We start from the raw sequence: 26474 nt of genomic DNA, 5'->3' as shown, positions 1-26474 counted from the left end.
GGGGAGGGTCCGTCGTCAGGCGATGGTGGTGACCAGGCCGCCCTCGGCCCTCAGCGACGCGCCGTTGGTCGCCGCCGACAGCGGGCTGGCGACATAGGCCACTAGGCTGGCGATCTCCCGCGGCTCGATCATCCGCTGCAGCAGCGAGGCCGAGCGGTGCTGGCTGAAGAACTCGGCCTCGTGCTCTTCGGGCGTCCCCTCGGGATTGGTCGAGACGCTCTTCAGGAAGTCGGCGATCGCCGCCGCGCGGGTCGGGCCGGGCAGGACGGAATTGACCGTGACGCCGGTGCCCTTGGTCGCCTGGGCCATGCCGCGCGCGACGGCCAGCTGGGCGCTCTTGGTCATGCCGTAGTGGACCATCTCGCCGGGGATCGCGAGACCGGACTCGGACGAGATGAAGATCACTCGGCCCCAGTCGCGCTCCAGCATGCCGGGGAAGTAGCCGCGCGACAGGCGCACGCCGCTCATCACATTGACCTCGAACAGATGTAGCCAGTCCTCGTCGGGGATGTCGGCGAAGGCCTTCATCTCGTAGATGCCGAGATTGTTGACCAGGATGTCGACGGCTGGGACAGCCTTCAGGATGGCGGCCGCGCCATCGGCCGTGGCCGCGTCGGCCAGCACGCCTTCGACCTTGGTCCCGCCCGAGGCGCGGATGTCGGCCAGCGCCGCGTCGAGCTTGTCCTGGACGCGGCCGGTGACGAATACCTTGGCCCCCTCGACCGCCAGGGCGCGGGCGATCTCCAGGCCGATACCGGCGGTCGCGCCGGTCACCAGCGCGGTCTTGTCGTTCAGTTTCAGGTCCATCGCTGGGCTCCGTTGTTGATGGAGCCTCAGATGGGAGACCCGCGCCGCCAGACTATGCCGTGGCGCGGACCAGCTCTTGTGAATTCACGTCATCATCTTAGGCGTTGAAGTTCAATTTCAGCCCGGGCCTCGGCCACCGCGCCTTGTAGAGCTTGCCGGTCCCCGAGGCCGTGATCCAGGCGTCGCGCATGTCGGCGCCGCCGAAGCAGATGTTGGTCACGATCACGTCCGGGAAGGCGTAGTGCTCGGTCGAGCCGTCCGGGTCGAAGGCGGTGATCCCGCCGTTGATGATCGTGGCCACGCAGACCTTGCCGCCGGCCTCGACGGCCAGGCTGTCCAGCAGCTGATAGCCTGGCAGGTTGCAGACCACGGTTCCCGGCATCAGCGGATGCGGATCGGCCAGGACGCCCGGCGAGGTCACCTCGAACGACCACAGCCGGCCCAGCATGGTGTCGGCCATGTAGACGGTCTTCTCGTCGGGCGAGAGGCCCACGCCGTTGGGCGAGACGAAGTGGTCGCGCCAGCGGACGATCTTCGAGCCGTCGGCCAGGGCGTAATATAGCGCCCCGTACTTACGGCCTTCCGGCGTCGTGCAGCCGTGGTCGGTGAACCAGAAGCCGCCCTGTCTGTCGAACACCAGGTCGTTGGGGCCAATGAGGGCCTTGCCCTCGCACTCGGCGTAGAGCGTGGTGATCGCGCCCGTGGCGATGTCGACCCGCTGGATCGAGCCGCCCGTGTGCGCCGGCGGGGTTGGGCCGGGGATGTTCAGGCCATTGGCTTCGAAGAACTGAAAGGCGCCGCCGTTGTTGGTGACGTACAGCGCCCCGTCCGGCCCGATCGCCGCGCCGTTCGGTCCGCCGCCCGTCTCGGCGACCGTCTCCTGGCGGCCGTCGGGCCAGACCCGCGTCAGGCGCTGGCCCTGGATCTCGGTGAGGATCACCGAGCCGTCGGCCATGGCCACGGGGCCTTCGGGGAATTGCAGGCCTTCGGCGACCAGCTGGATGTCCATCGCGCGTCTCCCTAGGCGTCTCTTTGGGGGCGCCTCTGGCGGGCGCTGGCGACTACTATAAACGCGCGTTTGAATCTGGCGAGGGGTCCGTTCGGCGAACCGTGTCGCGCGAGCCACAGCAACCGGCGCGCGTGCGCGAACGACGTTCTCGGCTCTTGTCGCGAGTCGGAGATCATGGGATCAGCACGCTCTCATCGAGCTCCAGGAGGCCGATCCGCAACATGACTCTCGCCGCGAAAACCAACGCACCGCCGCAGGCGGGTTGGCGCGCGCCGTCGATGTCGCGTTGCCGCCGATCCGCCCACCGCCCCCTGCGCACCACCCGCTAGTCGCGGCCGCTCCGGCCGCCGCCGGAGCTCTTCGATGACCGTCCAGTCTCTCGCGAGCACGACCCTGGTCGCCTCGCCCCTGCTGCGCCTGATCGCGCCGCCTTACGCCGACGTGCTGGCCGCCCTGTGGCCCGCGCCGCACGCCGCCTTCGTCACCGCGCCCGCCGCGCGGCGCCATCTGATCTGCCTGATGCTGGCGGCCGAACCCTTGGGTGGTCCGCCGATCGACGTCACGCGCCTGATGGACCTGCCGCTGCGCAAAGCCATCACCTTGGCCCTGGAGGACGCGGCGCCCGAAGGCCTGCGCCGGGCGCTCGAACGCCTGGGCGAGATCGCCTGGGCGCCGGACGACTACCGCGCCCTGGTCCACATGCTGGCCGATCCCGCGCCGGCCAAGACCCTGCGCCACGCCGAGGCGATCACGCCCGACCTGGTTCGCGCCCTGGCGGCGTTGCCGGCCGACCTGCGCGAGATCGGCGGCGTGGCCCTGCGCGTGACGCCGGCCCAGGCCGCGCTGCTGGCCGAGGCCCACGCGGTGCTGGCCAAGCGCCTGTCGCCCGAACAGCTGGCTCATCGGGTCGCGGCCTGGGGTCACGTGCCGACGTCCAAGGCGCTGTTCACCCTGGTGGCCGAGGACTTCCGCCGCGAACTGCCGCCACCGCCCCATCCGGGCACCGAGCGCCTGCGCCCGCTGGAGACCGCCGCCGCCATCCGCGACGCCGCCCGCCGCTATCGCAACTGCCTGGCCAACTATGTCGATCACGCCGTCGACCGGCAGAGCGCGATCTACGAGTGGCTGCCCGCGCCGGGGGCGGTGGTCGAGCTGACGCCCGACACCTTCTTCGGCTGGCGTCTCGACCAGGCGCGGCTGGAGAACAACAAAGCGGTCGACGAGGCCACCCGCGAGGCCATCGTCGCCGAGCTGCGCGGCATGGGCGTCCACGTCGGCCGCAGCGCCTGGCAGATCCGCCGGGCCCTGGAGCGCGCCGCCTCGCCGAAGTTCGAGTTGGAGACCGTCGACGCGACGATCGCCGACTACTTCACCGACGACTGAGGCCTTGCGCGCGACAGGGTTCGCGGTGAGCGTGGGGCAACGAACGGACAGGGGATTCCAGAATGCGCGCACCTTTGATGGCGATCGCGGCGGTAGGACTGATGGTGACAGGCTGCGGGACCAGGCTTCCGCTGCTGTCGTCCAAGCCCAAGGCGATGCCGACGCGGGCCAGCTGCCCCGCGATGAAGAACGAAACCTGGAGCCCGGTCGTCGAGGGCGCGGTCCACAAGACGTTCGACCGCGATCTTCAGAAGCGGTTCGCCGACACCGGGGTCCATGTGCGACTCGCCTGGAGCAAGACCGACAAGGGCGACACCGTGATCACCGCCCAACGGATCGGTCCGGCCAAGTTCGCGATGCCCGAGCCCGGCAAGGGCGGCGAGGTCGAGATCGTGTTCAAGGCCTGCACGGGCAAGCTCCTGAAAACGCGCAAGCTGGCCGGTCTGGAGAAGCATCCGATGCCGCTGCCAGCGGAGGGCGCGAACTAGGGCGAGTCGACATTCAGCCAAAAACTACCAAACCTTTCGTCATTCCCGCCCTTGTGGCGGGAACCCCTGGTTCAGCTGACACGTGAGACGCAAACGGATCGCTGGCGATCCGCCCCTCCCGCACCTGCGGCGGCACGAGGGGTTCCCGCCACAAGGGCGGGAATGACGGAGTTATAATATCTGAATGTCGATTGGCCCGAGGCCGCGATGACAGTTTTTACCGCCTAGCGCCGCTCCAGCACCCGGAACACGAAGGCCTGCTCGTCGCCTTCGCCAGCGGGGTGGGCCTCGCGGCGGACCTCGGTCCAGGCGGCCTCGTCGAAATCGGGGAAGGTGACGTCGCCATCGACCGTGGCGTCCACCTCGGTCAGGTAAAGCCGCTTGGCCTTCGGCATCGCCGCCTCGAACAGGCTGCGGCCGCCGATCACGCAGACCTCCTCGGCCCCATCGTCGGCCGCCTGTTCGCGGGCCATCTGCACGGCTTCCATGAAGCTCTCGCAGACCACGGCCTGTTCGGGCGCGAACGAGCCGTCACGCGACAGGACGAGGTTCATGCGGCCGGGCAGGGGCTTACGGGGCAGGCTGTCCCAGGTCTTGCGGCCCATGATCACCGGCTTGCCCAGGGTGTTGGCCTTGAACAGCGCCAGGTCCGACTTCAACCGCCAGGGCAGGCCGCCGTCACGACCGATCACGCCGTTGGCGGCGCGGGCGACGACGAGGGAAAGGGGGATCAAACCGAGACCTCGGCCTTGATGTGCGGATGGGCCTGGTAGCCCTCCAGCGTGAAGTCTTCGTACTCGAACGCGAACAGATCGCGCTTGTCGGCGATCTTCAGGGTCGGAAAGGCGAACGGCTCGCGGGTCAGCTGCTCGCGGGCCTGGTCGAGGTGGTTCAGATAGAGATGGGCGTCGCCGAAGGTGTGGACGAACTCGCCCGGTTCCAGGCCGACGACCTTGGCGACCATTAGGGTCAGCAGGGCGTAGGAGGCGATGTTGAACGGCACGCCCAGGAAGACGTCGGCGCTGCGCTGGTAGAGCTGGCAGCTCAATTTCCCATCCGCCACGAAGAACTGGAACAGGCAGTGGCAGGGCGGCAGCGCCATGTCGTCGACATCGGCCGGGTTCCAGGCCGAGACGATGTGGCGGCGGCTGTTGGGGTTGGTCTTCAGGTTCTCGACGAGATTGCTGATCTGGTCGATGACCCGACCGTCCGGAGCGGCCCACGAGCGCCACTGCTTGCCGTAGACCGGGCCGAGGTCGCCGTTCTCGTCGGCCCACTCGTCCCAGATGCGCACGCCATTGTCCTTGAGATAGGCGATGTTGGTGTCGCCCTTCAGGAACCACAGCAGCTCGATGAAGATCGAACGCAGGTGCAGCTTCTTGGTGGTCAGGACCGGGAAGCCCTTGGCCAAATCGAACCGGATCTGCCGGCCGAACACGCCGAGCGTGCCGGTACCGGTGCGGTCGCCGCGCTGGACGCCGTTCGCCAGGATGTCGGCGAGCAAGGCCAGGTACTGCCGCTCGGGATGGTCTGCGGCGGCTTTCGGAGCGTCGAGGACGGCGGTGGTCATGGGGACGAGTGTGGCGGCGAATCAGCCGGTTGAACACTGCGGCGCCGGGAGGCGTCCACAGGCTGGCCGCTGTTTTCCATCGCAAATCGATGTCATCCCGGCCGCAGCGGAGCGGAGAGCCGGGACCGCCCCAAGCTCGGCGCTTCCGGCGGTCCCGGATAGCCTCTGCGAGGCTTCCGGGATGACACGCTGTTTCGAGTAAATCTACTTCCCCGGCTCCAGCGCCGTATTCAGGACCCAGCCGACGTTGTCGTTCTCGTCGGCGACTTCCCACCACAGGTCCTGCTTCTTGCCGGTCGGGTAGACGATGGCGCCGGCGGGCAGGGCGCGGATCAGTTTGCCGGCGGCCACCGGCGCGGCGCGCAGGTTCGTGGGACGCGTGGCCACGAAGGTCTTGGACGGCGCGGAGACGGCCGCTGGCGCGCTGTCGGACAGCAGGCCCAGATCGCCGATCATCTTGGAATAGGCGTTGATGAACGACAGGGTGACGATGCGGCCGATGTCGGTGTCCTCGTAGCCGCCGCCGACCGCGCCGCCCCAGCCGATGCCGCCGCCCGCGCCCCAGCCGATGTCGTTCTTCACCGCGTAGCCTTCGGCCACCGAGGTGGTTTCTGTGGTGCGGACATTGGTCAGCGACAGGACGGTGTTGGCTTCCAGCTTCTTGGTCTTGATGCCGCCGACCAGGCCGCCAACGCGGCCGCCGATCAAGCCGCCGATGGCCCCGGCCACCGCGCCGCCGCCGACATTGCTGTTACTGCCCTGGACCTCGGCGACCAGCACGTAGTCGGCCGCCTTGACCTGGCCCTGGCCGACGTTGGAGCCGCGCTGCAGGCCGAGATTGCCGCCGATGGCCCGTTCCTTCTCGGCCGCGCTGAGGCCCGCGCCGCGGTCGACGAGGTTGAAGCAGCCCGAACGCTGGACGATGGCGCGCAGCACCTTCTGCGGCGAGGCCAGGTTGTACTGGGTCCAGCCGCTGGAGTCGTCGCCGTCGACGATCGACAGCGTGCCCAGCTTGCGCGAGCAGTGCGGAATCTCGGCCGACGCCTGGGTCTGCATCGTCTGGCCCTTACTGGCCTTGGCCTGGGCGAAGGTCTGCGCGGGCGTCAGGACGGTCAGCGCCAGACCGACGGTCAGCGCGCTACGGAAGGCTTTCATTAGGTGGTGTTCCCCGATCTATCCCCGGACTCGAAGCGTCACCCTACAGGCGAGCCCCGGTCGCGCCAAGATTGAGCCGTGGTTAACCGGCGAACCCGCCTTCGTCGAGGAACTCCTGCTCGGCCGGCGTCGTCTCGCGGCCCAGGCCGGGATTGCGGTGCGGGAAGCGCCCGAACCGGGCGATGATGTCGCGGTGGATCAGGGCGTACTTCATCGACTCCTCGTCGCCAGTGTCGGCCTGCAGCGAGGCGAACAGCTGAACGCTGAACTCCTGGTCGACCAGGGATTCGGAGTGCTCGAACGGGAGATAGAAGAACCGCCGCAGCTCGGGGGCGATGATCGGGTCCTGGTCGTGGCCGGCGGCGATGGCGGCGCGGGCGAACATGCGGGCCAGCGGATCGGTGGCGAAGGCGTGCGGCGTGTTGCGGTAGAGGTTGCGCGGGAACTGATCGAGCAGGATCATCAGGGCCAGGGCGCCGTCCGGCGTCTCGGCCCAGGCGTCATAGCGGCGCATCGAGGCGCGGTAGTGGGTCTGCTCGAACTTCAAGGCGATGGCGGAGTCGAAGGCGTGGTCCTTGGCGAACCATTTCTTGGGCCCGGCCCGGTGCCAGAAGCTGACGACGTCGTTGGGGTGCGCGGTCATCGAGACGCCTCGTGAAATCCGTTCAAGCCCGGTTCATCGGGTGAGTCCGAGATTGCTATCAAGGGACAAGCCCGGGCCGCGCTTCAAGGCCCTTCGGAGCGAGAAATGAAACGTCTGATCACGACCGCCATGCTGCTTTCGTTGCTTGGCGGCGCGGCGGCCGAGGCCGGGGCCGCTGGCGCGGTGGTCGCCCAGCAGCAGCAACAGCAGGGGCAGCACGAGCGTGGGGACGGCGGTCCTCGCGGCGACCGCGGTGATCGTGGCGGCTGGCAAGGCGGCGGCGATCGAGGCGACCGGGGCGGTGATCGCGGCGGCGGCTGGAACCGAGGCGGCGGCGACCGTTCGCAGCCCCAGCCTCAACCCCAACCTCAGCAACAACAGCAGCAGCCGCAGAACAACGGAAGCGGCTGGAACCGGGGTGACCGGGGTGATCGCGGCGGCCGGCCGGACTGGAACAGCAACGGCGGGAACGGCGGCTGGAACCGCGGCGGCGACCGTCCGCAACAGCAGCCGCAACCGCAGCCCCAACAGCAGCAGCCGCAGAACAACGGTGGCCGCGACTGGAACCGGGGCGGCTGGGACCGTGACAACCATCGCGGCGACAATCGCGGCGACTGGGATCGCAACGGCCGCAACGACCATCGCGGCGGTTGGGACCGCAACGACTGGAGCGACAATCGCGGCGGCTGGGACCGCAACGACCATCGTCCGGGCCAGGGCCAGTATCGCGACCGCGATCGCGGCCGTCCCCAGTACGATCGCAACCACTACCGTCCAAGCTTCCGGGCCACGCAGCGGTACCGCATCGGCGCCTACCGCTATCCGCGCGGCTGGTATGTCCGCAGCTGGTCGTTCGGCGACTATCTGCCGGGCGGCTGGTACTCCAGCCCGTACTATCTGGACTGGTACCGCTACGACCTGCCGCAGCCGCCGATCGGTTGCGAATGGGTCCGGGTCGGCGACGACGCCATCCTGGTCGACGTCTGGAGCGGTCAGGTCCTGAGCGTCTATTACGACCTCTTCTGGTAAGCGCTTCGCCTGGCGAGTGTCGACGGGCGGGCTTCCTCGCGGAGGCCCGCCCGAACTTTTTTGGTCTCCCCTGTCGGCGCCGGTTCCGCCGATCCGTCTTGAAACGGAAGGCGGCTGTCCCGCCCACAAGGAGAGACCGATGAAAGCTTCCCCGATGGTGTGGACCGGCCGTGTCCTGACCGGCCTTTTCGCCCTGTTCATGCTGAGCGCCTCGATCGCGCCCAAGCTGCTGGGCATGCCGGTGGCCGCCCAGACGCTGAGCGCGCTGGGCTGGAAATCCGACTACGTGCTGATGATCGGCCTGATGGAGCTGACGTTCCTGGCGCTGTATCTGTTCCCGCGCACGTCACTGCTGGGCGCGGTGCTGATGACCGGCCTGCTGGGCGGGGCCATGGCCACCCAGGTGCGGGTCGAGAACCCGCTGTTCAGCCACGAGCTGTTCCCGATCTATCTGGGCCTGTTCCTGTGGGCGGCCTGTGGCTGCGCGATCCGGCCCTCCGCGCCCTGTTCCCCTGGCGTCGGGCTTAGCGGCGCCTATATCGGCCGAAACCAGGGAGGCGCCCGCATGAAGCCGGCCGGAATCGATCACGTGGTGCTGAGGGTGCGTGACCGCGCCGTGGCCGAGGCCTTCTATGTCGACGTCATCGGCTGCGTACTGGAACGCCGCCAGGAGCATGTGGGCCTGACCCAGCTGCGGGCCGGAGCGTCGCTGGTCGATCTCGTCGCCATCGACGGCCCGATCGGCCGGCAAGGCGGGGCGGGGCCGGGCGTCGAGGGCCGCAACATGGACCACTTCTGCCTCGCCATCGAAGGTTTCGACGTCGAAACGATCAAGGCCGAGCTGATCGCCAAGGGCGTCGCGCTCGGCGAGGAGGGCGAGCGCCACGGCGCCTCGGGCCTGTCGACCTCGATCTATCTGAAGGATCCGGACGGCAACGGGCTGGAGCTGCGCGGCTAGCTAGACGTTGGTCGTCGACTTGGCGGCCTGTTCGTCGTCCTTAGTCGCCACGATCCCCTTGCGCTCGACGTGGCGGATGAACGCGCTCGCCCAGGCGTCGAAGGGCTTCAAGCCCTCGACGTCGGCCATCATGTCGTCGATCTGGTCGTCGGCGTAGGGGACGCCTTCGCCGAACGCCCCGGCCACCCACAGCTCGTCGGGAACCTCGATCCCGCTGTAGCGGCACTGCCAGACCAGGCCCTGATAGGCCAGCCGCTCGTCCTGGTAGGGCTCTTCCGTCGGATCGAACCACGTCTTGTGCTGGAGCAGCTTGGGCCGCCCGTCTGGACCCAGCTCGTTGGCCCCGCCGTCGCAATAGGTAAAGAACCCGGCCGTGCGGCCCTCCAGGTGGTTGCGAGTCAGCTGTCGCCACTCGGGCGAGCGTTCCAGGGCCTGGGCCTTCTGGGTGTCCTTCTTGTCGATCAGGTCGGGACGCGGATTGCCGCCCGCCGCGCAGACCAGCCGATCGAACATCAGCTTGAAGTTGGTGGTCGGCCCATACCAGTTGGTCGGCCCGATCAGCGCCCAGGCGTCGGCGCGGGCCAGGCGGCCGTAGAGATCCAGATCCCACATCAGGTCCGGCTGGCTGGTCGAGCGCGGGCCGTAACAGTTGCAGGGCCAGACGCAGAGCGCCATCGACGAGCTGACGCAGGCGTTGCAGGCCTGGATCTTGGGCTTGCCGTGCTGGTTGCCCAGGTCCTCGGTGTCGACCTGCCAGCCGGGCGGCATCCGCGCGGCCATCCGCAGCATCAGGGCGCGCGCCTTGGAATCCAGGCCCGGGCAGCTGTTGTGGCGGCGCTGGGATCCCGCGACGATCAGCACCCGCAGGGGGCGCGGTTCAGGCGGCCGGACCATGGCGGTCGGAGGCTCGTGACCATCCTTTTCGGGTGTCGGCATGGCGTACGAACGCACGAGCGCCTAAAACGTGGCCGCGAGGGCTTCGGCATTTCGCCGTTCTGTCGGCTTCACCTTGACGAAACGGCAAAAAAACGCTCAAACGCCCGGCCTTTGTCGCTCCGCCGTTGCGCGGCGCGGCCAGATTGACCAGTCCTTGGAGAAAAAACATGCGCGTCTATTATGATCGCGACGCCGACCTCGCCCGCATCTTGGACAAGAAGATCGCGATCGTAGGCTATGGTTCGCAAGGTCACGCGCACGCTCTCAACCTTCGGGACTCGGGCATCAAGAACGTCGCCGTGGCGCTGCGCGCCGGCTCGCCGACCGCCAAGAAGGCCGAAGGCGAAGGCCTGAAGGTCATGACCGTCGCCGAGGCCGCCGCGTGGGCCGACCTGATCATGATCCTGGCGCCCGACGAGCATCAGGCCGCGATCTACAAGCACGAGATCGCCCCCAACATCCGTGACGGCGCGGCCCTGCTGTTCGCCCACGGCCTGAACGTCCACTTCGGCCTGATCGAGCCGAAGGACACCATCGACGTCCTGATGGTCGCGCCGAAGGGCCCGGGCCACACCGTGCGCGGCGAGTACCAGAAGGGCGGCGGCGTGCCCTGCCTGATCGCGGTGCATCACAACGCCACCGGCAACGCGCTGGACCTCGGCCTGGCCTACGCCTCGGCCATCGGCGGCGGCCGCTCGGGCATCATCGAGACCAACTTCCGCGAAGAGTGCGAGACCGACCTGTTCGGCGAGCAGGCCGTCCTGTGCGGCGGCACCGTCGAGCTGGTCCGCGCCGGCTTCGAAGTGCTGGTGGAAGCCGGCTACGCGCCGGAAATGGCCTATTTCGAGTGCCTGCACGAGCTGAAGCTGATCGTCGACCTCATGTACGAAGGCGGCATCGCCAACATGAACTACTCGATCTCGAACACGGCCGAGTACGGCGAGTACGTCACCGGCCCGCGCATCATCACGCCGGAGACCAAGGCCGAGATGAAGCGCGTGCTGGAAGACATCCAGTCGGGCAAGTTCGTCCGCGACTTCATGCTGGAAAACCAGGTGGGCCAGCCCAGCTTCAAGGCGACCCGCCGCCGCTCGGCCGAGCACCAGATCGAGGAAGTCGGCGGCCGTCTGCGCGGCATGATGCCCTGGATCGCCAAGAACAAGCTGGTCGACCAGGCCAAGAACTAGTTTCGACGAAAATCCCACGAAATCCCACGACGAAGCGGCGGGCCGAAAGGTCCGCCGTTTTTCGTTCGCGGGTTGCATTTCAATCAATTGAAGGTTGTTTAAATCTGTGATTGAGTTCCTTGGCGCAATCGCGCGCTGTAGGAGGTCAATGGATATGTCCAAGTTGCTCCGCCTCGCCCTGGCTTCGGGCGCTCTGCTCTCCACCGTCTATGTCCAGGCGCCGGCCCAGGCCAAACCGCCGATCTGCCTCCAGTGGGCATGGTCCCGCTGCACTCACTACGAGCAGGGCACACCGGAATGGGGCGCCTGCATCGATACGATGGAAGCCGCTTGCGAAGCGACACAGCCGGGGCCGCCGCCAAACTTCCCGCCCCCGGCTCCCCCGTTCCCCTGGCCGACGACGACCGGCGGCGACTGATCCGCACGTCCCTCGGTCTCTGAGGCCGAGGGACTTCGCTTGAGGCTTGCGTGAGCGGAGAGAGCGACTGAAGCTGTCTCGCTGGTCCCGCTTGGGGATCCGGAGGGGATATCCTGATGAAACGCCTGCTCGCCACCCAGATTGCTGGCTTGATCGCCGGAGCCGCCCTGACGATCGCCGCGCCCGCCTCCGCCGCCGAGGTCGCCTACAAGCTGGACCCGGCCCACACCGAGACCACGTTCACGATCGACCGCTTCGGCTTCACCTCGATCATCGGCATCTTCGCCAAGTCGGAAGGTACGATCTGGCTGGACGAGGCCGCGCCCGAGAAGTCGCGCGTCGAGGCCACGGTGGCCGTCGACAGCCTGTTCACCGGTGACGACACCCGCAACCAGCACATCGAAGGCGAGCGGTGGATGAACGCCGCCAAGAACCCGACCATGACCTTCAAGTCGACCAAGGTCGAGAAGACCGGCGACATGACGGCCAAGGTCACCGGCGACCTGACGGTGATGGGTGTGACCCAGCCGGCGACGTTCGACGTCAAGCTGAACAAGATCGGCACGGCGCCGAACAATCAGAAGAAGCAGGCCGGCTTCACCATCACCGGCCAGGTCAGCCGCAAGGCCTTCGGCAGCGCCAGCGCCGCGGGCGTCATCGGCGACACGGTCAACATCCGCATCGAGACCCTGGCGGTGGCGCAGTAGTGGCTTTAGGGAGCGCCCCCTCCGTCACGGCGCGTATCCGCGCCGCGCCACCTCCCCCGTTTCACGGGTGAGGAGGAAGTCGCCCATCCTCCCCCGCCTGCGGGGGAGGTGGATCGCCGCGGATACGCGGCGAGACGGAGGGGGCGCTCGTCAGCCTCACCCCAACACGAACACCGGTCCCCAGGCCACCTGGTAGCGATGTTCGCCCGAGGACAGGTGCGGGCGCAGCTGCCAGGCGCCCGGGGCGAGCACGCTGGGCGGGCGGCCCTCGACATAGGTCGTGGTCAGCACCTCGCCGCCGGGTTCGGACACCGAGAACTGGCGGATCGCCGGCGCCGCGTTCGACAGGGCGCGGGCGATCTCGTCGGCCGAGCGCACGCGGAGCGGAGCGGGCCCCGCCAGCCGCGCGGCGACCTCGGCATAGGCCCCGACCGCGACGACGCGCGGGCCCTGGCGCAGCACGCCGTAGCCGACATGGGTGAAGCCCGGGGCCAGCAGGTTGGCGCGGTGGCCGGGGCTGGCGCGCCACTGGCCCATGATCTGGTCCGGCGTCACCGCGCCGGCGGCGTTGCGGCGCATGGCGATGTTCTCGCCCGGCGCGCCCACCAGGTCGCGGGCCAGCAGGCCCACGCGACCGGCGGGGGAGTAGCCCTCGCGGGTGACGTGGTCGAACAGCTCGGTCCGGGCCATGTCGGCGGCGTGGGCGCGGGCGGCCAGCGACAGGCCTTTGTCCCAGGCCAGCGGCGCGGGCCCTTGGCGGTTCCGGAAAATATTGTTGAGGTCGAGCAGCGTTTCCTCGAAATCCGGGTCGAAGTCGCCGCCCGGCGGGTCGGCCAGCAGGTCGCGCAGCCGGCGGTCATAGGCGATCCAGGGCTGGGGCGGCGCGGCCCAGGCGGGCGTCGAACCGGACGCCGCGGCCAGGGCCAGGGGGACGGCCAATAGGGTTCTTCGCGCGATAGGCGTCATTCGCTTCCCATCAAGTCATTGACTCCAGGCCCCAGGACCCAGACCTAAGACGCATGCGTCCTGTCCGTTCCCTATGGCTCGCCGGCCCCGAGGCCTGGCTCCCCGATTCCGAGGCCCAGGCCGCCCGGCAGAGGGCGCTCTGCCTGGAGGCCGGGCTCGAACCCCTGACCCCCGCCCATATGCCGCTGGGCGAGGGCGGCGACGAGATGGAGGCCCGCCAGTTCTACGCCGCCCGCATGGCGCAATTGCGCCAGGCCGATGCGGCGGTGATCAACCTGACCCCCTTCCGAGGGCCGTCGGCCGACACCGCCGCGGTGTTCGAGGCCGGCGTCCTGGCCGGCCTGGGCAAGCCCACCTTCGCCTATCTGAACGTCACCAGCGAGATCCAGGCGGAATACGTGGCTCGCGTCGACTCGATCCTGGGCGCGACCCTGGACGAGAATCGCATCTGGCGCGACGGCGACGGCTGCAGGGTCGAGGATCACGGCCTGCCCGAGACCGTAATGCTGTGGGGCGAGGCCCGGCGGCTATTCGTGATCGTGACCCAGGACCCGCTGCGGGACCTGACCGGACTGGAGCTGTGCCTGCAGGCCCTGGCGCTGTACGCGGAGTAGGGGGCGGCGAGGGGCCTGGATGTCCGTTGGAATGGGTGAGCGGGGGCCTCGCGAGGGTTTCCTTGGCGCGGCCTAGATAGCGGGTTCGGGCTGTGTGAGGTCTGGATCATGGTCCAGTTCGCCGGCCAGCGCGTGGATCACGGACACGCTCACGCCTGGACGTGCGTCTTCGACGGTGACTTGAGCCCGCAACTGCCTTGCCAAGGCCTGTACGATGCTGGTGCCAAGCCCCGCCATGGCAGGGCCATGAGGCTGCGGCATCCCCTTGCCATCGTCCGTCACCGAGAGCGTCCAAGCGGGCCCCACGGCGGCGTATTTCACGGTAATGGTTCCTTCGACCTCGCCGGGAAAGGCATGTTTGAGCGCGTTGATCGCCAGTTCGGTGACAATGAGGCCCAGGCTGACCGACACGGCCGGATCGACATCGACGTCTTGAGCATCGACCCTGAGGCGCAGCCGGTCGGGATCGGCGATCATCGAAGCGCCGATGGTGGCGCAAAGCTTGGTCAGATAGGACCGGATATTCACGGCTCCGCTGGTGGACACCGCCAGCTGCTGCTGCAATTCCGCGACGGACATGACGCGATTGTGGGCGTCTCGAAGATGGCTGCGGGTCTCTTCGGACTGGGTCCGGCGCGCATTCTGCATCATCACGCTGGCGATGATCTGCAGGCTGTTGGCGACGCGGTGCCGGATTTCCAGGAGGAGAAGCTGGTTATCGCGTTCCAGCGCTTCGTTCTTGGCGCGGGTTGCAAGACCGCTCTTCTCCAGGCGCCGAAGATCGGTCAGGTCGGTGATCGACAGCAGCAGCCGCATCTGGGTCGGGTCATCCGGCGCGGTTAGCCGTTGCACCTTGATCGCCAGATGGCGGGGTGGCCGGTGGGCGCGCTGGAGGTCCATTTCATAGGCCTCGATCGCCGCGTCGCCCGAAATGGTCGCGTCGATCAGGGACTGGAGCGTGCGCGAGCCCCACTCTCCCTCGCCCAGTTCGGTCAGCAAGGCGCCCGCGACCGTACAATCGACGTCGAAGGCGGTGCAGAAGGAGGCGCTCGCCGCGACGACGCGCTTATCCGCGTCCAGCAACAGCATGGGAACCGTGGACGTCACCACGATGGCCAGGGCGAGCGTGAGCCCCGGATCGTCGCGTAAAGGCGCGGAGTTCGGCATAGGCTCGTCCAAGGGCGTCCGGGAGGCTTTACCGTGCGAAAGCCAAGCCCGACGAGGAAGCGCGCTTGCGCCCTGTGCAATCGCCACGCCGACACTAGCACAATTTTCGAGTTGCGTTTGATGTGACGTACGCGCTTGGCGAGCGCTTCGATTTTCCAGGTTCAATAGCGCAGGCCCCCACCTGGCCTGCGCGCGCACCCTCTTCCCCCTCCGGGCGAGGAGCGCCGCGGGCGCGGAGGGGTCAGTACGGGGATTGAGCGCGCTGTATCCCCGGCGTTCGCGAGATCGAATTCAACGAAATCAACCACTTCTCACTTTTACGCGCCGCTGAATGATCCGCGTTGAATCCTGACGTCATAATCATTCCACCTGATGGCTTGAAAGGGACGTCCGGCCGGCGACTTGGGCGGCTGTCAGGGGTGGTCGAGCGGGAAGCGCTCGCCGGCCTTTCTTCGGGAAGGCGCCTTCGCGACGGATCCGGCGGCAGGCTCCCTGAAACACGGGACGAAGCCCCGGCGGCGAAGGCTTCGGCGGCGCGGCAGGCATGGGCTGAAATCGCTCATGCGGTCCGGACGGGATGGCCAATCCCTCCGCCCGTCGGGGGCCTCTTCCGGAGCGGGTTAAAACCCCGCGCCCCGGAGGCTCACCGGATAACGCGCCACGCGGAGCGTTCGGACTTCGTCGAAACGGTACTTACACACTCACATCCCGGGCGACGCCCGGCGCTCCGCGGTCCCTTTCACACCTTCAGCGGCAAACCGCGTGAAGCGGCGGAGCCGTGACCTCACCACCCCAGCGCCGCTTCGCCGCGCAAAATCGCCTCGGCTTCGACGCTGTGCTTGCCGCCTTCGCGGTCGTGCAGGACCAGCGGCGGCAGGAGGACCAGCGGCGCCTTGCCCGTCTTGAGCGCTCGCACGATCACCCGCTTGGCCGGCGCGTCGGCGAACGGGGCGATCGGGCGAATCCGGAACGAACCGGCCTTGGGGGCGAGCAGGGCAAGAAGGTCGGCCAGGCGATCGGCGCGGTGGATGATCGTGATGGTCCCGCCCTCGCGCACCGCCTTCAGGCAGAAGCCGGTCCAGGCCGCGAGGCCGCCGTCGGCCATCCAGGCGCCGCTCTTGGCCTCGGCGGGCGCGCGCAGGGCGCCGGGGTCGTCGAAGAACGGCGGGTTGGTCATCACCGCGTCGAAAACGGGCAGGGCCAACGCCCGGAAGCCGGCCTCGACATCGCCTTCGACGACGGCGACGCGATCGGCCAGGCCGTTCAGGGCCGCGTTCCCGGCCGCCAGGGCGGCGGCGGCGGAATCACGCTCCACGCCCTGGAAGATCGCGTCCGGCCGGCGGGTCGCGGCCGCCAGCAAGGCCCCGCCGACTCCACAGCCAGGTTCCAGCACACGCTGGCCGGGCAGGGCGTCGCAGGCGGCCGCCAGCAGGGCCGCGTCCATGCCGGCCCGGTAGCCGTCGGGCTTCTGACGGAGCCGCACGCGGCCTCCCAGAACCCGATCCTCGGTAACGCCTGTCTCTTCCAATGCTTTCTAGGCCTTGTGCTCGCCTTGACCGTGACCTATCCCGCCACCATTGTCCCTCGCAACGGTTCATCCTCGGCCGGCCACCGTTGGCCGACGTGAAGATCGAGGGAACGCCGTAAGGAGAGTATGGTTTTGGACGCAGCCGCAGCGACCCTCCCCCGTAAGTCGGGCTCGGTGGATCGTCTCGTGCGCCTCGCCGAGGCCGACATGGCCGGCGTGAACCGCCTGATCACCGATCGCATGCAGAGCGACGTGCCGATCATCCCGGCCTTGGCCGAGCACCTGATCGCCGCCGGCGGCAAGCGCTTGCGTCCGCTGCTGACCGTCGCCGCCGCGCGGTTGGCCGGATCGGACAACGACCACTGCCTGAAGTTGGCGGCGTCCGTCGAGTTCATCCACACCGCCACCCTGCTGCACGACGACGTGGTCGACGGCAGCCAGCTGCGTCGCGGCAAGGTCGCCGCGCACCTGATCTGGGGCGCGGCCCAGAGCGTTCTGGTCGGCGATTTCCTGTTCGCCCGCGCCTTCGAGCTGATGGTCGAGACCAACTCGATGAAGGCGCTGGAGATCCTGGCCCGCGCCAGCCGCGTCATCGCCGAGGGCGAGGTGCTGCAGCTGATGCGCAGCCACGACCTGAACCTGTCGCAAGCCGTCTATCTCGAGATCATCCAGGCCAAGACCGCCGAGCTGTTCGCCGCGGCCTCGGAGGCCGGCGCGGTCTCGGCCGGCATCGACGCGGCCAAGGCCGAGGCGCTTAAAGCCTACGGCCTGAACCTGGGCCTGGCGTTCCAGCTGGCCGACGACGCCCTCGACTATGGCGGCGCGACCGAGACCCTGGGCAAGAATGCCGGCGACGATTTCCGCGAAGGCAAGGCGACCCTGCCGCTGCTGCTGGCCATCGCCCGCTCGGGGCCTCGCGAGGCCGAGTTCTGGGAGCGCGCCATCGGGCGTCGCGAGCAGACCGAGGCGGATTTCCGCCGGGCCCGCGAGCTGATCATCGGCTCGGGCGCGCTGGACGCGACCCTGGACCTGGCCGCCGACTACGCCGACAAGGCCAAGGGGGCGCTGGCCATGTTCCCGGCCAACGACTGGCGCGGGGCTTTGGAAGACCTGGCCGACTTCGCGGTCAGCCGTCTCGCCTAGATGGCCAGACGGAAGTCATCCTACGGGGGACTTCCCCCGGCCAAGCCGGGCGAACTGCCGAGGCTGCGGACGGTCATCGCGAGCTCTCCCGAGAATCCCGGCGGCGATCCGAACGTGCGGCCTCACGAGGCCGGCGAGGCGGCGGGCAAGGTGATCGGCGGCGGCCTGGGCGTGCTGATCGGCGCGGTGCTGGTCATCCTGATGCTGGGACCGATCTTGTGGGCGCCGCTGTGGGCCGGCCTGCGGACGGCGCGGTTCTTTCCTGGCGCGTGGCAGCCGTGGCTGGCCGGCCTGGTCGCCTGCGCGGCGGCGGCCTTCGTCCAGACCGTGCTGCTGGTCCAGCGCAGCCCGATCCTGCGCTATCCGATCGTGGCCCTGTTCGCCCTGATCTGGATCGGCGGCCTGTGGCTGGAGTTCACGTCGCCGCGCCACGACTGGGTCACCACGGCGCCGACCCTGCACATGCCCAGCCCCTGGTCCTGGGCGCTGATCGCGGTCGGGACGGTGATCTACGCCGGTATCTACCTCCTGGCCCTGGCCCCGATCGGCAAAAGCCGTTGGGCCAAGCGCTGGCAGCTGATCAAGTAGGCGGTGAATTCGGTGTAATCCGGGCCTCGCGGCCTTCACAGCGGGGCAAGACGGGGCCACGTACGGGGCCTGGGCCTCGAAGGGCCTGATTGGGGACCCCATTGGGGGCTACAAATGATCCGTTTCATCCTGAACGTTCTCTGGTTCATCTGCGGCGGTCTCGTCACGGGACTGGGCTGGCTGCTGGCCGGCGTGCTGCTGGCCATCACCATCGTTGGCCTGCCCTATGCGGGCGCGGCCTTCCGCATCGCCGGCTTCGCCTTCTGGCCGTTCGGCAAGGAGATCGTGCATCGCGAGGTGCTGGGTCGCTCGGACGTCGGCACCGGCCCGCTGGGGACCGTGCTGAACGTGATCTGGTTCATCCTGGCCGGCTGGTGGCTGGCCCTGGGCCACGTCGTGGTCGCCGTCGCCGAAGCCGTGACGATCATCGGCATCCCGTTCGCGATCAAGGATCTGCAATTGGCCTATATCGCCCTGGCCCCGATCGGCCGGGACGTGGTGCGGCGCTAGAAGCCGGTGAATAGGCGGTCGAGCGCGCGACGAATGGCGTCCTCGTGCTCGACCAAGCTGCCGGCGCGCCGACGCAGCGCGGTCGCGGAGAGGCTGAAGAGTTCGCTGACCACCAAGGTCAAGGGGGCGTCCTGGACTTCGACCGCTATCTCCAGATCACCGATCACTCGTGTCGCATCATTGACGGCTGGTGCGACAATGACCTCGGATAAGCCATGCAGGTGATGCGAGGAAAGAACAACGAGGTATGGCGCGATCAAACGCGCCTCTGGAGACGGATTTTGGTAGGCGTCGAATTGGCGCAAACTACCACCGTCTGAAGTGGTCGGAGATCAGGCCGCGACGCTCGATGCGCTCGTTATGCTCCTTGATCGCCTCGGCGTTCTCCTCCGCCCAGCGACGGGCGCGCTCCTCGGCGCCTGCGGGATCGACCTTCTGGAGATGCAGCCGCAGCTGGGTTTCGCTCATGCCCGACACCGAGATGCCCAACCGCTTGGCCTGGGCCAGCAGTTCGGGGTCGATGCCGAGGTCGAGTTCGGGCGCGTCCATGGCCAGCACGATAGCGCGCTTTATGGCCAGCGCGAAGCCGCACGCCGCAGCGTATGGGTCCACGGGCCGCTTGTGTCGGCCACGAAGCCCTGTGCCTCCCAAAAGGGCGCGGCCCCGTCCGAGGCCTGCGCGTTGACCGTCAGCAGAGCCACGCCGTCGAAACCCTCGTGGATCAAGGCCGAGGCCAGGGCGGTCGCCACGCCCCGCCGACGCATCGCAGGACGGACGTAAAAGCGGCGCAGGCGGCGCGCCGGTTCAGCGGAAGCGGGTTCGACGGACAGGCCGCCGATCCCCGCCAGCTCGCCCACCAGGAACGCGGCGAACAGGGCCTCGCCATCGCCCTGGAAACGCGCGCCGCCCCGCCAGCTCTCGGCTAGCCGGGCCATGTTGCGCACGCCTTCGCCGGAGGCCTCGGCGACCAGGTCGTCGAAACCGTCCGGCGGTTCGTCGGCCAGACGAACCAGCTGCAGCATCAGCCGGGCGAGACCATCTTTTCCGGACGGACGTATTCGTCGAACTCTTCGTTCGTCAGATAGCCGCCGCCGACAGCCTCTTCGCGCAGGGTCGTGCCGTTCTTGTGCGCGGTCTTGGCGATCTTGGCGCAGATGTCGTAGCCCAGTCTGCCGTTCAGGGCCGTGACCAGCATCAGGCTGTTCTCGACGCCCTTCTTGATGTTGTCGATGCGCGGCTCGATGCCGACCACGCAGTTGTCGGTGAAGCTGATCGCCGCGTCGGCCAGCAGGCGCACCGACTGCAGGAAATTATAGGCCATCACCGGGTTGAAGACGTTCAGCTCGAAATGGCCCTGGCTGCCGGCGAAGGTCAGGGCGGCGTGGTTGCCGAACACTTGGACGCAGACTTGGGTCAGGGCCTCGCACTGGGTCGGATTGACCTTGCCCGGCATGATTGACGAGCCCGGCTCGTTCTCGGGCAGGGACAGTTCGCCGAGGCCGGCGCGCGGACCCGAACCCAGGAAGCGGATGTCGTTGGCGATCTTGAACAGGCTGGCGGCGACCGTGTTGATGGCGCCGTGGCTGAAGACCATGGCGTCGTGGGCGGCCAGGGCCTCGAACTTGTTCGGGGCGGTGGTGAACGCCAGGCCCGTGATCTTGGCGATGGCCTCGGCCACGCCTTCCGCGAAACCGATCGGGGCGTTCAGGCCGGTGCCGACGGCGGTGCCGCCCTGGGCCAGCTGCATCAGCTTGGGCAGGGTGCTCTCGATGCGCTCGATCCCGTTGGCGACTTGCTGGGTGTAGCCGCCGAACTCCTGGCCCAGGGTCAGCGGGGTGGCGTCCTGGGTATGGGTGCGGCCGATCTTGATGATGTCGGCCCAAGCCTTGGTCTTGGCTTCCAGGGCGGCGTGAAGATGCTTCAGGGCCGGCAGCAGATCGTGGACGATCTGTTCGGCGCACGCCACGTGCATGGCCGTCGGATAGGTGTCGTTCGACGACTGGCTCATATTGACGTGGTCGTTCGGGTGGACGGGCTTCTTGCTGCCCATCTCGCCGCCCAGCATCTCGATCGCGCGGTTCGAGATCACCTCGTTGGCGTTCATGTTCGACTGGGTGCCCGAACCGGTCTGCCAGACGACCAGCGGGAAGTGATCGTTCAGCTTGCCGTCGATGACCTCGTTGGCCGCGGCGATGATCGTCTCGGCGATCTTCGGGTCCAGCTTGCCCAGCTTCAGGTTGGTCTCGGCGGCGGCGCGCTTGACGATGCCTAGGGCGCGGACGACCGGCAGGGGCTGCTTCTCCCAGCCGATCTTGAAGTTGCCCAGGCTGCGCTGGGCTTGCGCGCCCCAATAGCGGTCAGCGGCGACTTCGATCGGGCCAAAGGTGTCGGTCTCGATGCGCGTGGCGGTCATGCGGCGATCTCCGGAAAAACGGTCGAGCGCGGTCTAGACCCTGAGGCCCCGGTTCGCAACGCCCCCAAAGCGCAACGCCGTGGCGCCGCACAATCGGCTTCGCTATACCGAAGGCAGCAGGAGGGACCCATGCTCGTCACCACCACCAACGATCTGGCCGGTTATCGCGTCGTCGAACATCTGGGCCTGGTGCGGGGCGTCACCGTCCGCTCGCGCAGCGTCATCGGCAATATCGGCGGTTCGATCCAGTCGCTGTTCGGGGGCAACCTGTCGATCTACACCAACCTGGCCGAAACGGCCCGGCAGGAAGCCTATGACCTGCTGGTCGCCCACGCCCGCGAGGTCGGGGCCAACGCCATTCTCGCCACGCGCTACGACGCCAACGAGATCATGGAAGGCATCACCGAGGTGCTGGCCTACGGCTCGGCGGTCCGCGTCGAGGCGCTCTAGATGAACGCCTTCGTCGCGCTGCCGCGCTCGATCAACACCGGCAAGCGCAAGGTGCTGAAGGAAGACCTGCTGGGCATCGCCCAGGACACCGGTTTCAAGGACGCCAAGACCTATCTGGCCAGCGGCAACCTACTGCTCTGGGGCGACCATGCCGGCGGCGAGACCTTGGAGCGGGCGCTGGAGGACGCCCTCGAGGCGCGCATCGGCCTGCGCACCGAGTTCATGGTGCGCTCTCCGGCCCAGATGCGCGCGATCGTCGAGGCCAATCCGTTCATGGCCGAGGCGCAGGATCATCCCAGCCACGTCATCGTCAACTTCCTGAAGGCGCCGCTGCCCAAGGGCGACGAGGATGTGCTGCGCGCGGCGATCACCGGGCCCGAGCGGTTCGCGGTCGGGACGCGCGAACTCTATGTCGACTTCCCGATCAGTATCGCGGACTCGCTGCTGGACAGGGACTGGAAGAAGACCAAGCGCCATCCGATCGGCACCACACGCAACTGGAACACGGTGCTCAAGCTGACGGAAATGCTCGCTGCATAAGTGTTGACATCGCTGTCAATGACTTCCATCTAGACCGCCACAAGTCGGGGGAGGACTTCGAATGGCGGCCCGTCAGCCTGGCCAGCGCATGGTGGCGCTGGATTTTTTGCGCGGCCTGGCCGTGGCGGGCATGATCTTGGTGGTCAGCCCTGGTTCCTGGGAAATGACCTACGCGCCGCTGAAGCACGCCGCCTGGCGCGGCTGGACGCCGGCGGACCTGGTATTCCCGACCTTCCTCTACTGCGTGGGCATGGCCATCGGCCTGATGGTCCCGCGCCTGGCCTCGGCCGACCGAGGCGGCTCGGCCCTATGGCTGAAGGTCGCCCGTCGGACGGGGCTGTTGATCCTGCTGGGCCTGGTCCTCAACGCCTTGCCGGATTTCAATCTGGCCCACCTGCGCATTCCCGGCATCCTTCAACGGATCGCGCTGTGCTACGCCCTGGCGACGGCGATCTGTGTCCTCGCGGCGGGGCGCGGGGAAGACGGTCGCCTGAGGTTCAACCTGCCGGTCGCGGCGGTCGCGGCGGCGGCGTTGCTGGCGCTGTACTGGGCGTTGCTCGCCTTCGCGCCGGTCCCGGGCTTCGGCCCCGGCCATCTGGATTCCAACGGCTCGCTGCCGGCCTATATCGACCGCGTCGTGTTCACCGTCCCGCATCTGTGGCCCTACGGCACGACCGAGGGCGTCGGCGTGACCTATGATCCCGAGGGCCTGCTCTCGACCCTGCCGGCCACCGTCAACGTGCTGGTCGGCGCGATCGTGGCCCACATGACGATGCGGAGCGATCGCAAGCCCATGCCGGTCCTGGCCCTGGGCGCCGCGCTGATCATCGCCGGCTTGGCGCTGGACCCGCTGATGCCGATCGTCAAACGGATCTGGACGCCCAGTTTCGCCCTGCTGAGCGGCGGCATTTCGACGGTGGCGTTCGTCGGTCTGGATCTGCTGTCGCGGTCCAGGCGGGGACCGGGGCTGGGCTTCGTCCCGATCGTGCTGGGCGGCAACGCGATCCTGGGCTTCATCCTGTCCCAGTTGCTGAGCGCGTTCGGCGGGATGCACGTCCTGCGCGGCGCCAATCCCTCGCCGCAAGGCTTCGTCTATGCCCTGACGCAGAAGGCGATCGCGGATCCTTATCTGGCTTCCCTTGCGTGCGCGGTTCTGGTTCTTGCTCTGATCACCGCGATCCTGATCCCCCTGCACAAGCGCGGGATCCATCTGAGGCTCTGAACTTGCTGGAAGACGACTGGACGCATCACGGCAAGGTCCGGGCCCGCGAAGCAGGGGGCGAGCTGACCATCGTGGTCGACGGCCTGACCACCCAGGGCAAGTACTACAAGCCGCTGATCTACGAGTTCTTCCGCAAGGCCTGGCGCGGCGCGCGGCCGGCCTGGGGCGAATTCAGCGTCGAGATCGGCATGGAATATCTCGGCGAGCCCCCGTGGATGGATCTCGACAACCTGGCCAAGGCCCTGCTGGACGCCATCAAGGGCTATGCCTTCCACGACGACGCCCAGGTCGCCCGGCTGCTGGTCGAGCGGCGTCCGGGCGAGCGCGAGCGGATCATCATCCAGGTGCGGAAGCTGACCTCAAACCTTATGCGGCGCACGCTCGAAGATTGAGGCCGCGACGGCGACGTAGGTCACCGCCAGAAATGCGCCGTAGCGGCCGACGCTGACCGGGTCGCCCGTCGGCATCACCTCGGCGTAGCGCGACACCACCAGAGCGCCGGCCACCAGGCCCGGGGTCGAGAACAGGATCATCGGGAAAAGCCGGCGGCGGCGCGGCGTATGCGTCAGTCGCGCCACCGCCTGGAAGGCGAACGTGACCGTTGCAGCGGCCGCGAAGGCGTTCAGTGCGTAAAACCAGAAGGCGCTTTCCAAAAGGCCCCCACCGAAAGCGGCGTAAAACAGGGTGGCCGCCGACCAGGCCGCCAGCCCCGTTCCCCCAAACGCCAAACCGTCCAGTTTTGACACGTCGCGTCTCCCTCGCTCGTCTCCTGGAACGGCGATCTGCAAGCAGGGCGCCGTACGGTGACGTTTCAGGGAGGGGGTCAGCTCCAGGGCAGCAGGTAGCCCCACAGGCCCAATAGGACGGCCAGCAGCACGAACAGCAGGGCGGTGAAGGTGAAGGCCACCTTGCGGCCGCCGCTCCAGCTGTCGACCCGTCGGCCGCCGCGCCAGACCATCGGCAGGACGCCCAGGGTCAGGATGCTCAGCACCGAGGCGACCAGGGCGCAGGCCGAGCCGCTCAGCAGCCAGCCGCTGGGCCAACCGAAGAAGACGTTGGTCTGGTCGGCGGCCTTGGCCGCGAACACGCCCATGCAGGCCGCCGAGATCAGCCACAGCACCGACTGCATCGTCTGCATCTGGCTGGCGCGGGCCTGGACGGGGGTCTGGCGCGCCTCGCGACGGTTGCGGAACAGGACGCCCAGGACGGTCGCCGCGCAGGCCAGGACCGAGGCCGCAACGGTCCAGACCAGCAGGCTGGCCGAGCGGAAGAAGCCGATCCGCTCATAGGTCGAGAAGCCGCGCGCGGCGTAGAAGCGGGAAGGGCGGTCGCCGTTGGTGTCGAACACCAGGGTCAGGGCGCTGTCCAGCGCCTTGAACACGCCGGGATGGTCGGTGCCGTTGAACAGGGTGCTGACGCCGCCTTCGGTGACGGTCAGCCGGCCCTCGGGCGTGGCCCGCACCGTGGCGCGGCCGATGATGCGGTTGGTGAAGCCTTCCAGCCCGCCATAGGCGCGGCGGGTGGTCAGGTAGTCGCCCTCGTAGTTGCGGGCCTGGTCATAGGTCAGGGCGCTGGGCGGCGGCGCGGCCGGGGCGGGGGCGTAGAAGTGCTCGACGATGGTCGCGGGCAGGGTGGCGGGCAGGTTCGCGCCGCTGTCGGTATTGACCGAGACGAAGATCCCCAGGCCCAGATCCGGCACGATCATCATGTTCGAATAGAAGTACAGCGTCGCGCCCTGGTGGCCGTAGCCGCGACGACCGCCCGGCAGGGGCGTGTCCTGGAAGCCGGCGTTCCAGCCGGCGGCCTCGGGGGCGGGGCGGTACATCGGCGTGCGGAAAGCCAGGGAGGTCTTCGGCGAGAAGATGGTCTTGCCGTCGATCGTCCCGCCGTTCAGCAGCAGGGTCATGTAGCGGGCCATGTCGCCGGCGGTGCTGGACGCGGCGGCGGCGGGCGCGACCTGGCCCATGAACTCGCGCGGCTGGGTCTTCCAGCCCATCGGCGTCCACGAGAAGCCGTCCGACAGGTCGGCCGCCAGGGTCTCGTTCATCGGCGCGGGCAGGCCGTCGCGCCAGGGGCGGGCCTCGCGGAAGGTGGTGTGGGCCATGCCGGCCGGCAGGATGATCTCCTCGGTGACCAGCTGCTCGTAGGGCTTGCCGACCACGTTGGCGACGGCGGCCCCGGCCAGGGCCGCGCCATAGTTGGAATAGCTGGGCAGCAGGCCCGGTTCGCGCACCCGGCGCGGACGCTCCTGGCGCAGATAGTCGGCCAGGGCGCGGACGCGGTTGGGATCGCGCTCGAACAGCTGGCCCAGCGCCCGGTCCTCGAAGCCGCCGGTGTGGGTCATCAGGTCCTTGAGGCGTACGGGGGTCTTCTTGCCTTGGTCCTTCAGCTGCAGCGGCTCGGGCAGGTAGAGGTTCACCGGGCCGTCGAGGCGCATGTGGCCCGACTCGATCTCGTTCATCAGGGCGATCCAGGTGAACGTCTTCGAGATCGAGGCGACGCGGAACAGGGTCTTGTCCGGATCGACCGGCTTGCGCTGTTCCAGGTTGGCGAAGCCGTAGCCCTTCTTCAGCACCACCTGGCCGTTCTGGACCACCGAGATGGTCGCGCCGGCGATGTGGTCGCGGCTCATGGCGCGGCGGACGACGCCGTCGACGAAGGCCTCCAGTTGGGGCGCGGGCATCGGCGCGGCGTTGGCCGACGCCGGCGGCGGAGCGACCGTGGGCGTTGCGGCGGCGGCGGGGGGAACGGGCGCCGTGGCCGCGGGACTGGGACGAACCGGCGTCGTGGCGGCTGCCGGGACGGCGCGCCGAACGACTGGACGCACTCGGCGCGGACGCAGGCTGTTATAGGGGCGCGGCGCGGCGTTCAGCGTCGGTTCGCCGGCGGCCGGCGAAGGCGTCGAAGCGTCCTGCGCCAGCGCCGTCGATCCGACCCAGGAGCAAAGTACGATGAAGGCCGCCATGTAGGCGGCCGCGGGCGAAACGCGCGACGTCAACGATGTCCCCTGGGTGAAGCGGAAAACTTCTAGGGTTTGTGTAGC

31 protein-coding genes and 1 pseudogene are annotated in these 26474 nt (G+C 68.2%); 15 read left to right on the top strand and 17 right to left on the bottom strand.

What is annotated here, in order from left to right:
- Nucleotides 1-15 precede the first annotated feature (15 nt).
- Together ABIC66_RS06520 and ABIC66_RS06515 are read right to left on the bottom strand one after the other, a co-directional pair.
- Nucleotides 16-807 carry an SDR family NAD(P)-dependent oxidoreductase gene (locus tag ABIC66_RS06520; RefSeq protein WP_354068720.1) on the bottom strand — a complete coding sequence of 264 codons (792 nt, stop codon included), beginning with the start codon at nucleotides 805-807 and terminating at the stop codon, nucleotides 16-18.
- A 97-nt stretch (nucleotides 808-904) separates the two neighbouring features.
- Entirely contained in the window at nucleotides 905-1816 is a 912-nt protein-coding gene (locus ABIC66_RS06515) for an SMP-30/gluconolactonase/LRE family protein (RefSeq protein WP_354068718.1), read from the bottom strand.
- A 363-nt stretch (nucleotides 1817-2179) separates the two neighbouring features.
- Between ABIC66_RS06515 and ABIC66_RS06510 the strand changes: the two genes are divergently transcribed.
- A complete protein-coding gene (locus ABIC66_RS06510; protein WP_354068717.1) occupies nucleotides 2180-3199 on the top strand; it encodes a hypothetical protein in 1020 nt (339 codons plus the stop codon).
- Between the two features lie 62 nt (nucleotides 3200-3261).
- Nucleotides 3262-3687, top strand: coding sequence for a hypothetical protein (locus ABIC66_RS06505; RefSeq protein ID WP_354068716.1), 426 nt, complete (start codon nucleotides 3262-3264; stop codon nucleotides 3685-3687).
- Nucleotides 3688-3718: 31 nt separating this feature from the next.
- On the opposite strand, the pseudogene ABIC66_RS24165 reads toward ABIC66_RS06505, so the two are convergent.
- The 5 genes and pseudogenes from ABIC66_RS24165 to ABIC66_RS06485 all read right to left on the bottom strand — a co-directional run.
- Nucleotides 3719-3901: pseudogene (locus ABIC66_RS24165) on the bottom strand (hypothetical protein); the annotation flags it as partial.
- Nucleotides 3902-3911: 10 nt separating this feature from the next.
- Nucleotides 3912-4421, bottom strand: a complete 510-nt coding sequence (locus tag ABIC66_RS06500; protein ID WP_354068714.1) for a dihydrofolate reductase — start codon at nucleotides 4419-4421, stop codon at nucleotides 3912-3914.
- Nucleotides 4418-5257: a thymidylate synthase gene (locus tag ABIC66_RS06495; RefSeq protein WP_354068712.1), complete on the bottom strand. Its 840-nt coding sequence runs from the start codon at nucleotides 5255-5257 to the stop codon at nucleotides 4418-4420. The genes ABIC66_RS06500 and ABIC66_RS06495 overlap by 4 nt, the downstream gene beginning before the upstream one ends.
- Nucleotides 5258-5461: 204 nt before the next feature.
- Complete coding sequence (locus tag ABIC66_RS06490; RefSeq protein WP_354068710.1) at nucleotides 5462-6412, bottom strand: CsgG/HfaB family protein; 951 nt, start codon at nucleotides 6410-6412, stop codon at nucleotides 5462-5464.
- An 82-nt stretch (nucleotides 6413-6494) separates the two neighbouring features.
- Entirely contained in the window at nucleotides 6495-7055 is a 561-nt protein-coding gene (locus tag ABIC66_RS06485) for a DUF924 family protein (protein ID WP_354068708.1), read from the bottom strand.
- Nucleotides 7056-7160: 105 nt separating this feature from the next.
- On the opposite strand from ABIC66_RS06485, the gene ABIC66_RS06480 reads away from it, so the two are divergent.
- Both ABIC66_RS06480 and ABIC66_RS06475 read left to right on the top strand, forming a co-directional pair.
- On the top strand, nucleotides 7161-8084 hold the full coding sequence (locus ABIC66_RS06480; protein WP_354068706.1) for an RcnB family protein: 924 nt from the start codon (nucleotides 7161-7163) through the stop codon (nucleotides 8082-8084).
- Between the two features lie 139 nt (nucleotides 8085-8223).
- Nucleotides 8224-9042, top strand: coding sequence for a DoxX family protein (locus tag ABIC66_RS06475; protein WP_354068704.1), 819 nt, complete (start codon nucleotides 8224-8226; stop codon nucleotides 9040-9042).
- On the opposite strand, the gene ABIC66_RS06470 is transcribed toward ABIC66_RS06475, so the two are convergent.
- Entirely contained in the window at nucleotides 9043-9993 is a 951-nt protein-coding gene (locus ABIC66_RS06470) for a flavodoxin family protein (protein WP_354068702.1), read from the bottom strand.
- 152 nt (nucleotides 9994-10145) lie between these two features.
- Here ABIC66_RS06470 and ilvC point away from each other — a divergent pair, with 152 nt between their 5' ends.
- The 3 genes from ilvC (at nucleotide 10146) to ABIC66_RS06455 (ending at nucleotide 12290) form a co-directional block, all read left to right on the top strand.
- Complete coding sequence (ilvC, locus tag ABIC66_RS06465; protein WP_354068700.1) at nucleotides 10146-11165, top strand: ketol-acid reductoisomerase; 1020 nt, start codon at nucleotides 10146-10148, stop codon at nucleotides 11163-11165.
- Between the two features lie 154 nt (nucleotides 11166-11319).
- Nucleotides 11320-11583 (top strand): hypothetical protein, encoded by a 264-nt coding sequence (locus ABIC66_RS06460; RefSeq protein WP_354068699.1) that lies wholly within the window; start codon nucleotides 11320-11322, stop codon nucleotides 11581-11583.
- Nucleotides 11584-11699: 116 nt separating this feature from the next.
- Nucleotides 11700-12290: a YceI family protein gene (locus ABIC66_RS06455; protein ID WP_354068697.1), complete on the top strand. Its 591-nt coding sequence runs from the start codon at nucleotides 11700-11702 to the stop codon at nucleotides 12288-12290.
- Between the two features lie 156 nt (nucleotides 12291-12446).
- Here ABIC66_RS06455 and ABIC66_RS06445 read toward each other — a convergent pair whose 3' ends face one another.
- Nucleotides 12447-13256 (bottom strand): CAP domain-containing protein, encoded by an 810-nt coding sequence (locus tag ABIC66_RS06445; protein WP_354068695.1) that lies wholly within the window; start codon nucleotides 13254-13256, stop codon nucleotides 12447-12449.
- A 53-nt stretch (nucleotides 13257-13309) separates the two neighbouring features.
- Between ABIC66_RS06445 and ABIC66_RS06440 the strand changes: the two genes are divergently transcribed.
- Nucleotides 13310-13870: a nucleoside 2-deoxyribosyltransferase gene (locus ABIC66_RS06440; RefSeq protein WP_354068693.1), complete on the top strand. Its 561-nt coding sequence runs from the start codon at nucleotides 13310-13312 to the stop codon at nucleotides 13868-13870.
- A 72-nt stretch (nucleotides 13871-13942) separates the two neighbouring features.
- Here ABIC66_RS06440 and ABIC66_RS06435 read toward each other — a convergent pair whose 3' ends face one another.
- Nucleotides 13943-15037 carry a sensor histidine kinase gene (locus tag ABIC66_RS06435; RefSeq protein WP_354068691.1) on the bottom strand — a complete coding sequence of 365 codons (1095 nt, stop codon included), beginning with the start codon at nucleotides 15035-15037 and terminating at the stop codon, nucleotides 13943-13945.
- Nucleotides 15038-15821: 784 nt separating this feature from the next.
- Nucleotides 15822-16565 (bottom strand): methyltransferase, encoded by a 744-nt coding sequence (locus tag ABIC66_RS06430; protein WP_354068689.1) that lies wholly within the window; start codon nucleotides 16563-16565, stop codon nucleotides 15822-15824.
- 132 nt (nucleotides 16566-16697) lie between these two features.
- Here ABIC66_RS06430 and ABIC66_RS06425 point away from each other — a divergent pair, with 132 nt between their 5' ends.
- The 3 genes from ABIC66_RS06425 to ABIC66_RS06415 all read left to right on the top strand — a co-directional run bounded on the left by ABIC66_RS06425 (nucleotide 16698) and on the right by ABIC66_RS06415 (nucleotide 18806).
- Nucleotides 16698-17708, top strand: a complete 1011-nt coding sequence (locus ABIC66_RS06425; protein WP_354068688.1) for a polyprenyl synthetase family protein — start codon at nucleotides 16698-16700, stop codon at nucleotides 17706-17708.
- Between the two features lie 114 nt (nucleotides 17709-17822).
- The gene (locus ABIC66_RS06420) at nucleotides 17823-18296 is read left to right on the top strand and encodes a hypothetical protein (RefSeq protein ID WP_354068687.1); all 474 of its coding nucleotides are present in this window, start codon (nucleotides 17823-17825) and stop codon (nucleotides 18294-18296) included.
- Between the two features lie 114 nt (nucleotides 18297-18410).
- The gene (locus ABIC66_RS06415; protein WP_354068686.1) at nucleotides 18411-18806 is read left to right on the top strand and encodes a YccF domain-containing protein; all 396 of its coding nucleotides are present in this window, start codon (nucleotides 18411-18413) and stop codon (nucleotides 18804-18806) included.
- On the opposite strand, the gene ABIC66_RS06410 is transcribed toward ABIC66_RS06415, so the two are convergent.
- From ABIC66_RS06410 to fumC, 4 genes are read right to left on the bottom strand one after another with little or no spacing between them, the layout of a single operon-like run.
- Entirely contained in the window at nucleotides 18803-19111 is a 309-nt protein-coding gene (locus ABIC66_RS06410) for a CcdB family protein (protein WP_354068685.1), read from the bottom strand. The two genes, ABIC66_RS06415 and ABIC66_RS06410, sit on opposite strands and share 4 nt — an antisense overlap.
- A 1-nt stretch (nucleotide 19112) precedes the next feature.
- Entirely contained in the window at nucleotides 19113-19355 is a 243-nt protein-coding gene (locus ABIC66_RS06405) for a type II toxin-antitoxin system CcdA family antitoxin (protein WP_354069381.1), read from the bottom strand.
- 20 nt (nucleotides 19356-19375) lie between these two features.
- Nucleotides 19376-19828 carry a GNAT family N-acetyltransferase gene (locus tag ABIC66_RS06400; protein ID WP_354068683.1) on the bottom strand — a complete coding sequence of 151 codons (453 nt, stop codon included), beginning with the start codon at nucleotides 19826-19828 and terminating at the stop codon, nucleotides 19376-19378.
- Nucleotides 19828-21219, bottom strand: a complete 1392-nt coding sequence (gene fumC / locus ABIC66_RS06395; RefSeq protein ID WP_354068681.1) for a class II fumarate hydratase — start codon at nucleotides 21217-21219, stop codon at nucleotides 19828-19830. Before fumC ends, ABIC66_RS06400 begins: the two co-directional genes overlap by 1 nt.
- A 129-nt stretch (nucleotides 21220-21348) precedes the next feature.
- On the opposite strand from fumC, the gene ABIC66_RS06390 reads away from it, so the two are divergent.
- The 4 genes from ABIC66_RS06390 (at nucleotide 21349) to ABIC66_RS06375 (ending at nucleotide 23823) form a co-directional block, all read left to right on the top strand.
- Nucleotides 21349-21669 (top strand): YbjQ family protein, encoded by a 321-nt coding sequence (locus tag ABIC66_RS06390; RefSeq protein WP_354068679.1) that lies wholly within the window; start codon nucleotides 21349-21351, stop codon nucleotides 21667-21669.
- Nucleotides 21670-22209: a DUF1697 domain-containing protein gene (locus ABIC66_RS06385; protein ID WP_354068677.1), complete on the top strand. Its 540-nt coding sequence runs from the start codon at nucleotides 21670-21672 to the stop codon at nucleotides 22207-22209.
- A gap of 61 nt (nucleotides 22210-22270) precedes the next feature.
- Nucleotides 22271-23431, top strand: coding sequence for an acyltransferase family protein (locus tag ABIC66_RS06380; RefSeq protein WP_354068675.1), 1161 nt, complete (start codon nucleotides 22271-22273; stop codon nucleotides 23429-23431).
- A 2-nt stretch (nucleotides 23432-23433) separates the two neighbouring features.
- The gene (locus ABIC66_RS06375) at nucleotides 23434-23823 is read left to right on the top strand and encodes a RusA family crossover junction endodeoxyribonuclease (RefSeq protein ID WP_354068673.1); all 390 of its coding nucleotides are present in this window, start codon (nucleotides 23434-23436) and stop codon (nucleotides 23821-23823) included.
- On the opposite strand, the gene ABIC66_RS06370 is transcribed toward ABIC66_RS06375, so the two are convergent.
- Together ABIC66_RS06370 and ABIC66_RS06365 are read right to left on the bottom strand one after the other, a co-directional pair.
- On the bottom strand, nucleotides 23791-24177 hold the full coding sequence (locus ABIC66_RS06370; protein ID WP_354068671.1) for a hypothetical protein: 387 nt from the start codon (nucleotides 24175-24177) through the stop codon (nucleotides 23791-23793). The genes ABIC66_RS06375 and ABIC66_RS06370 overlap by 33 nt on opposite strands.
- A 77-nt stretch (nucleotides 24178-24254) precedes the next feature.
- Complete coding sequence (locus tag ABIC66_RS06365; RefSeq protein WP_354068670.1) at nucleotides 24255-26429, bottom strand: serine hydrolase domain-containing protein; 2175 nt, start codon at nucleotides 26427-26429, stop codon at nucleotides 24255-24257.
- Between the last annotated feature and the right edge of the window lie 45 nt (nucleotides 26430-26474).

It is taken from the genome of Caulobacter sp. 1776, assembly GCF_040545685.1.
Taxonomy (GTDB): domain Bacteria; phylum Pseudomonadota; class Alphaproteobacteria; order Caulobacterales; family Caulobacteraceae; genus Caulobacter.
This window is presented reverse-complemented; position numbering and strand designations above follow the sequence as displayed.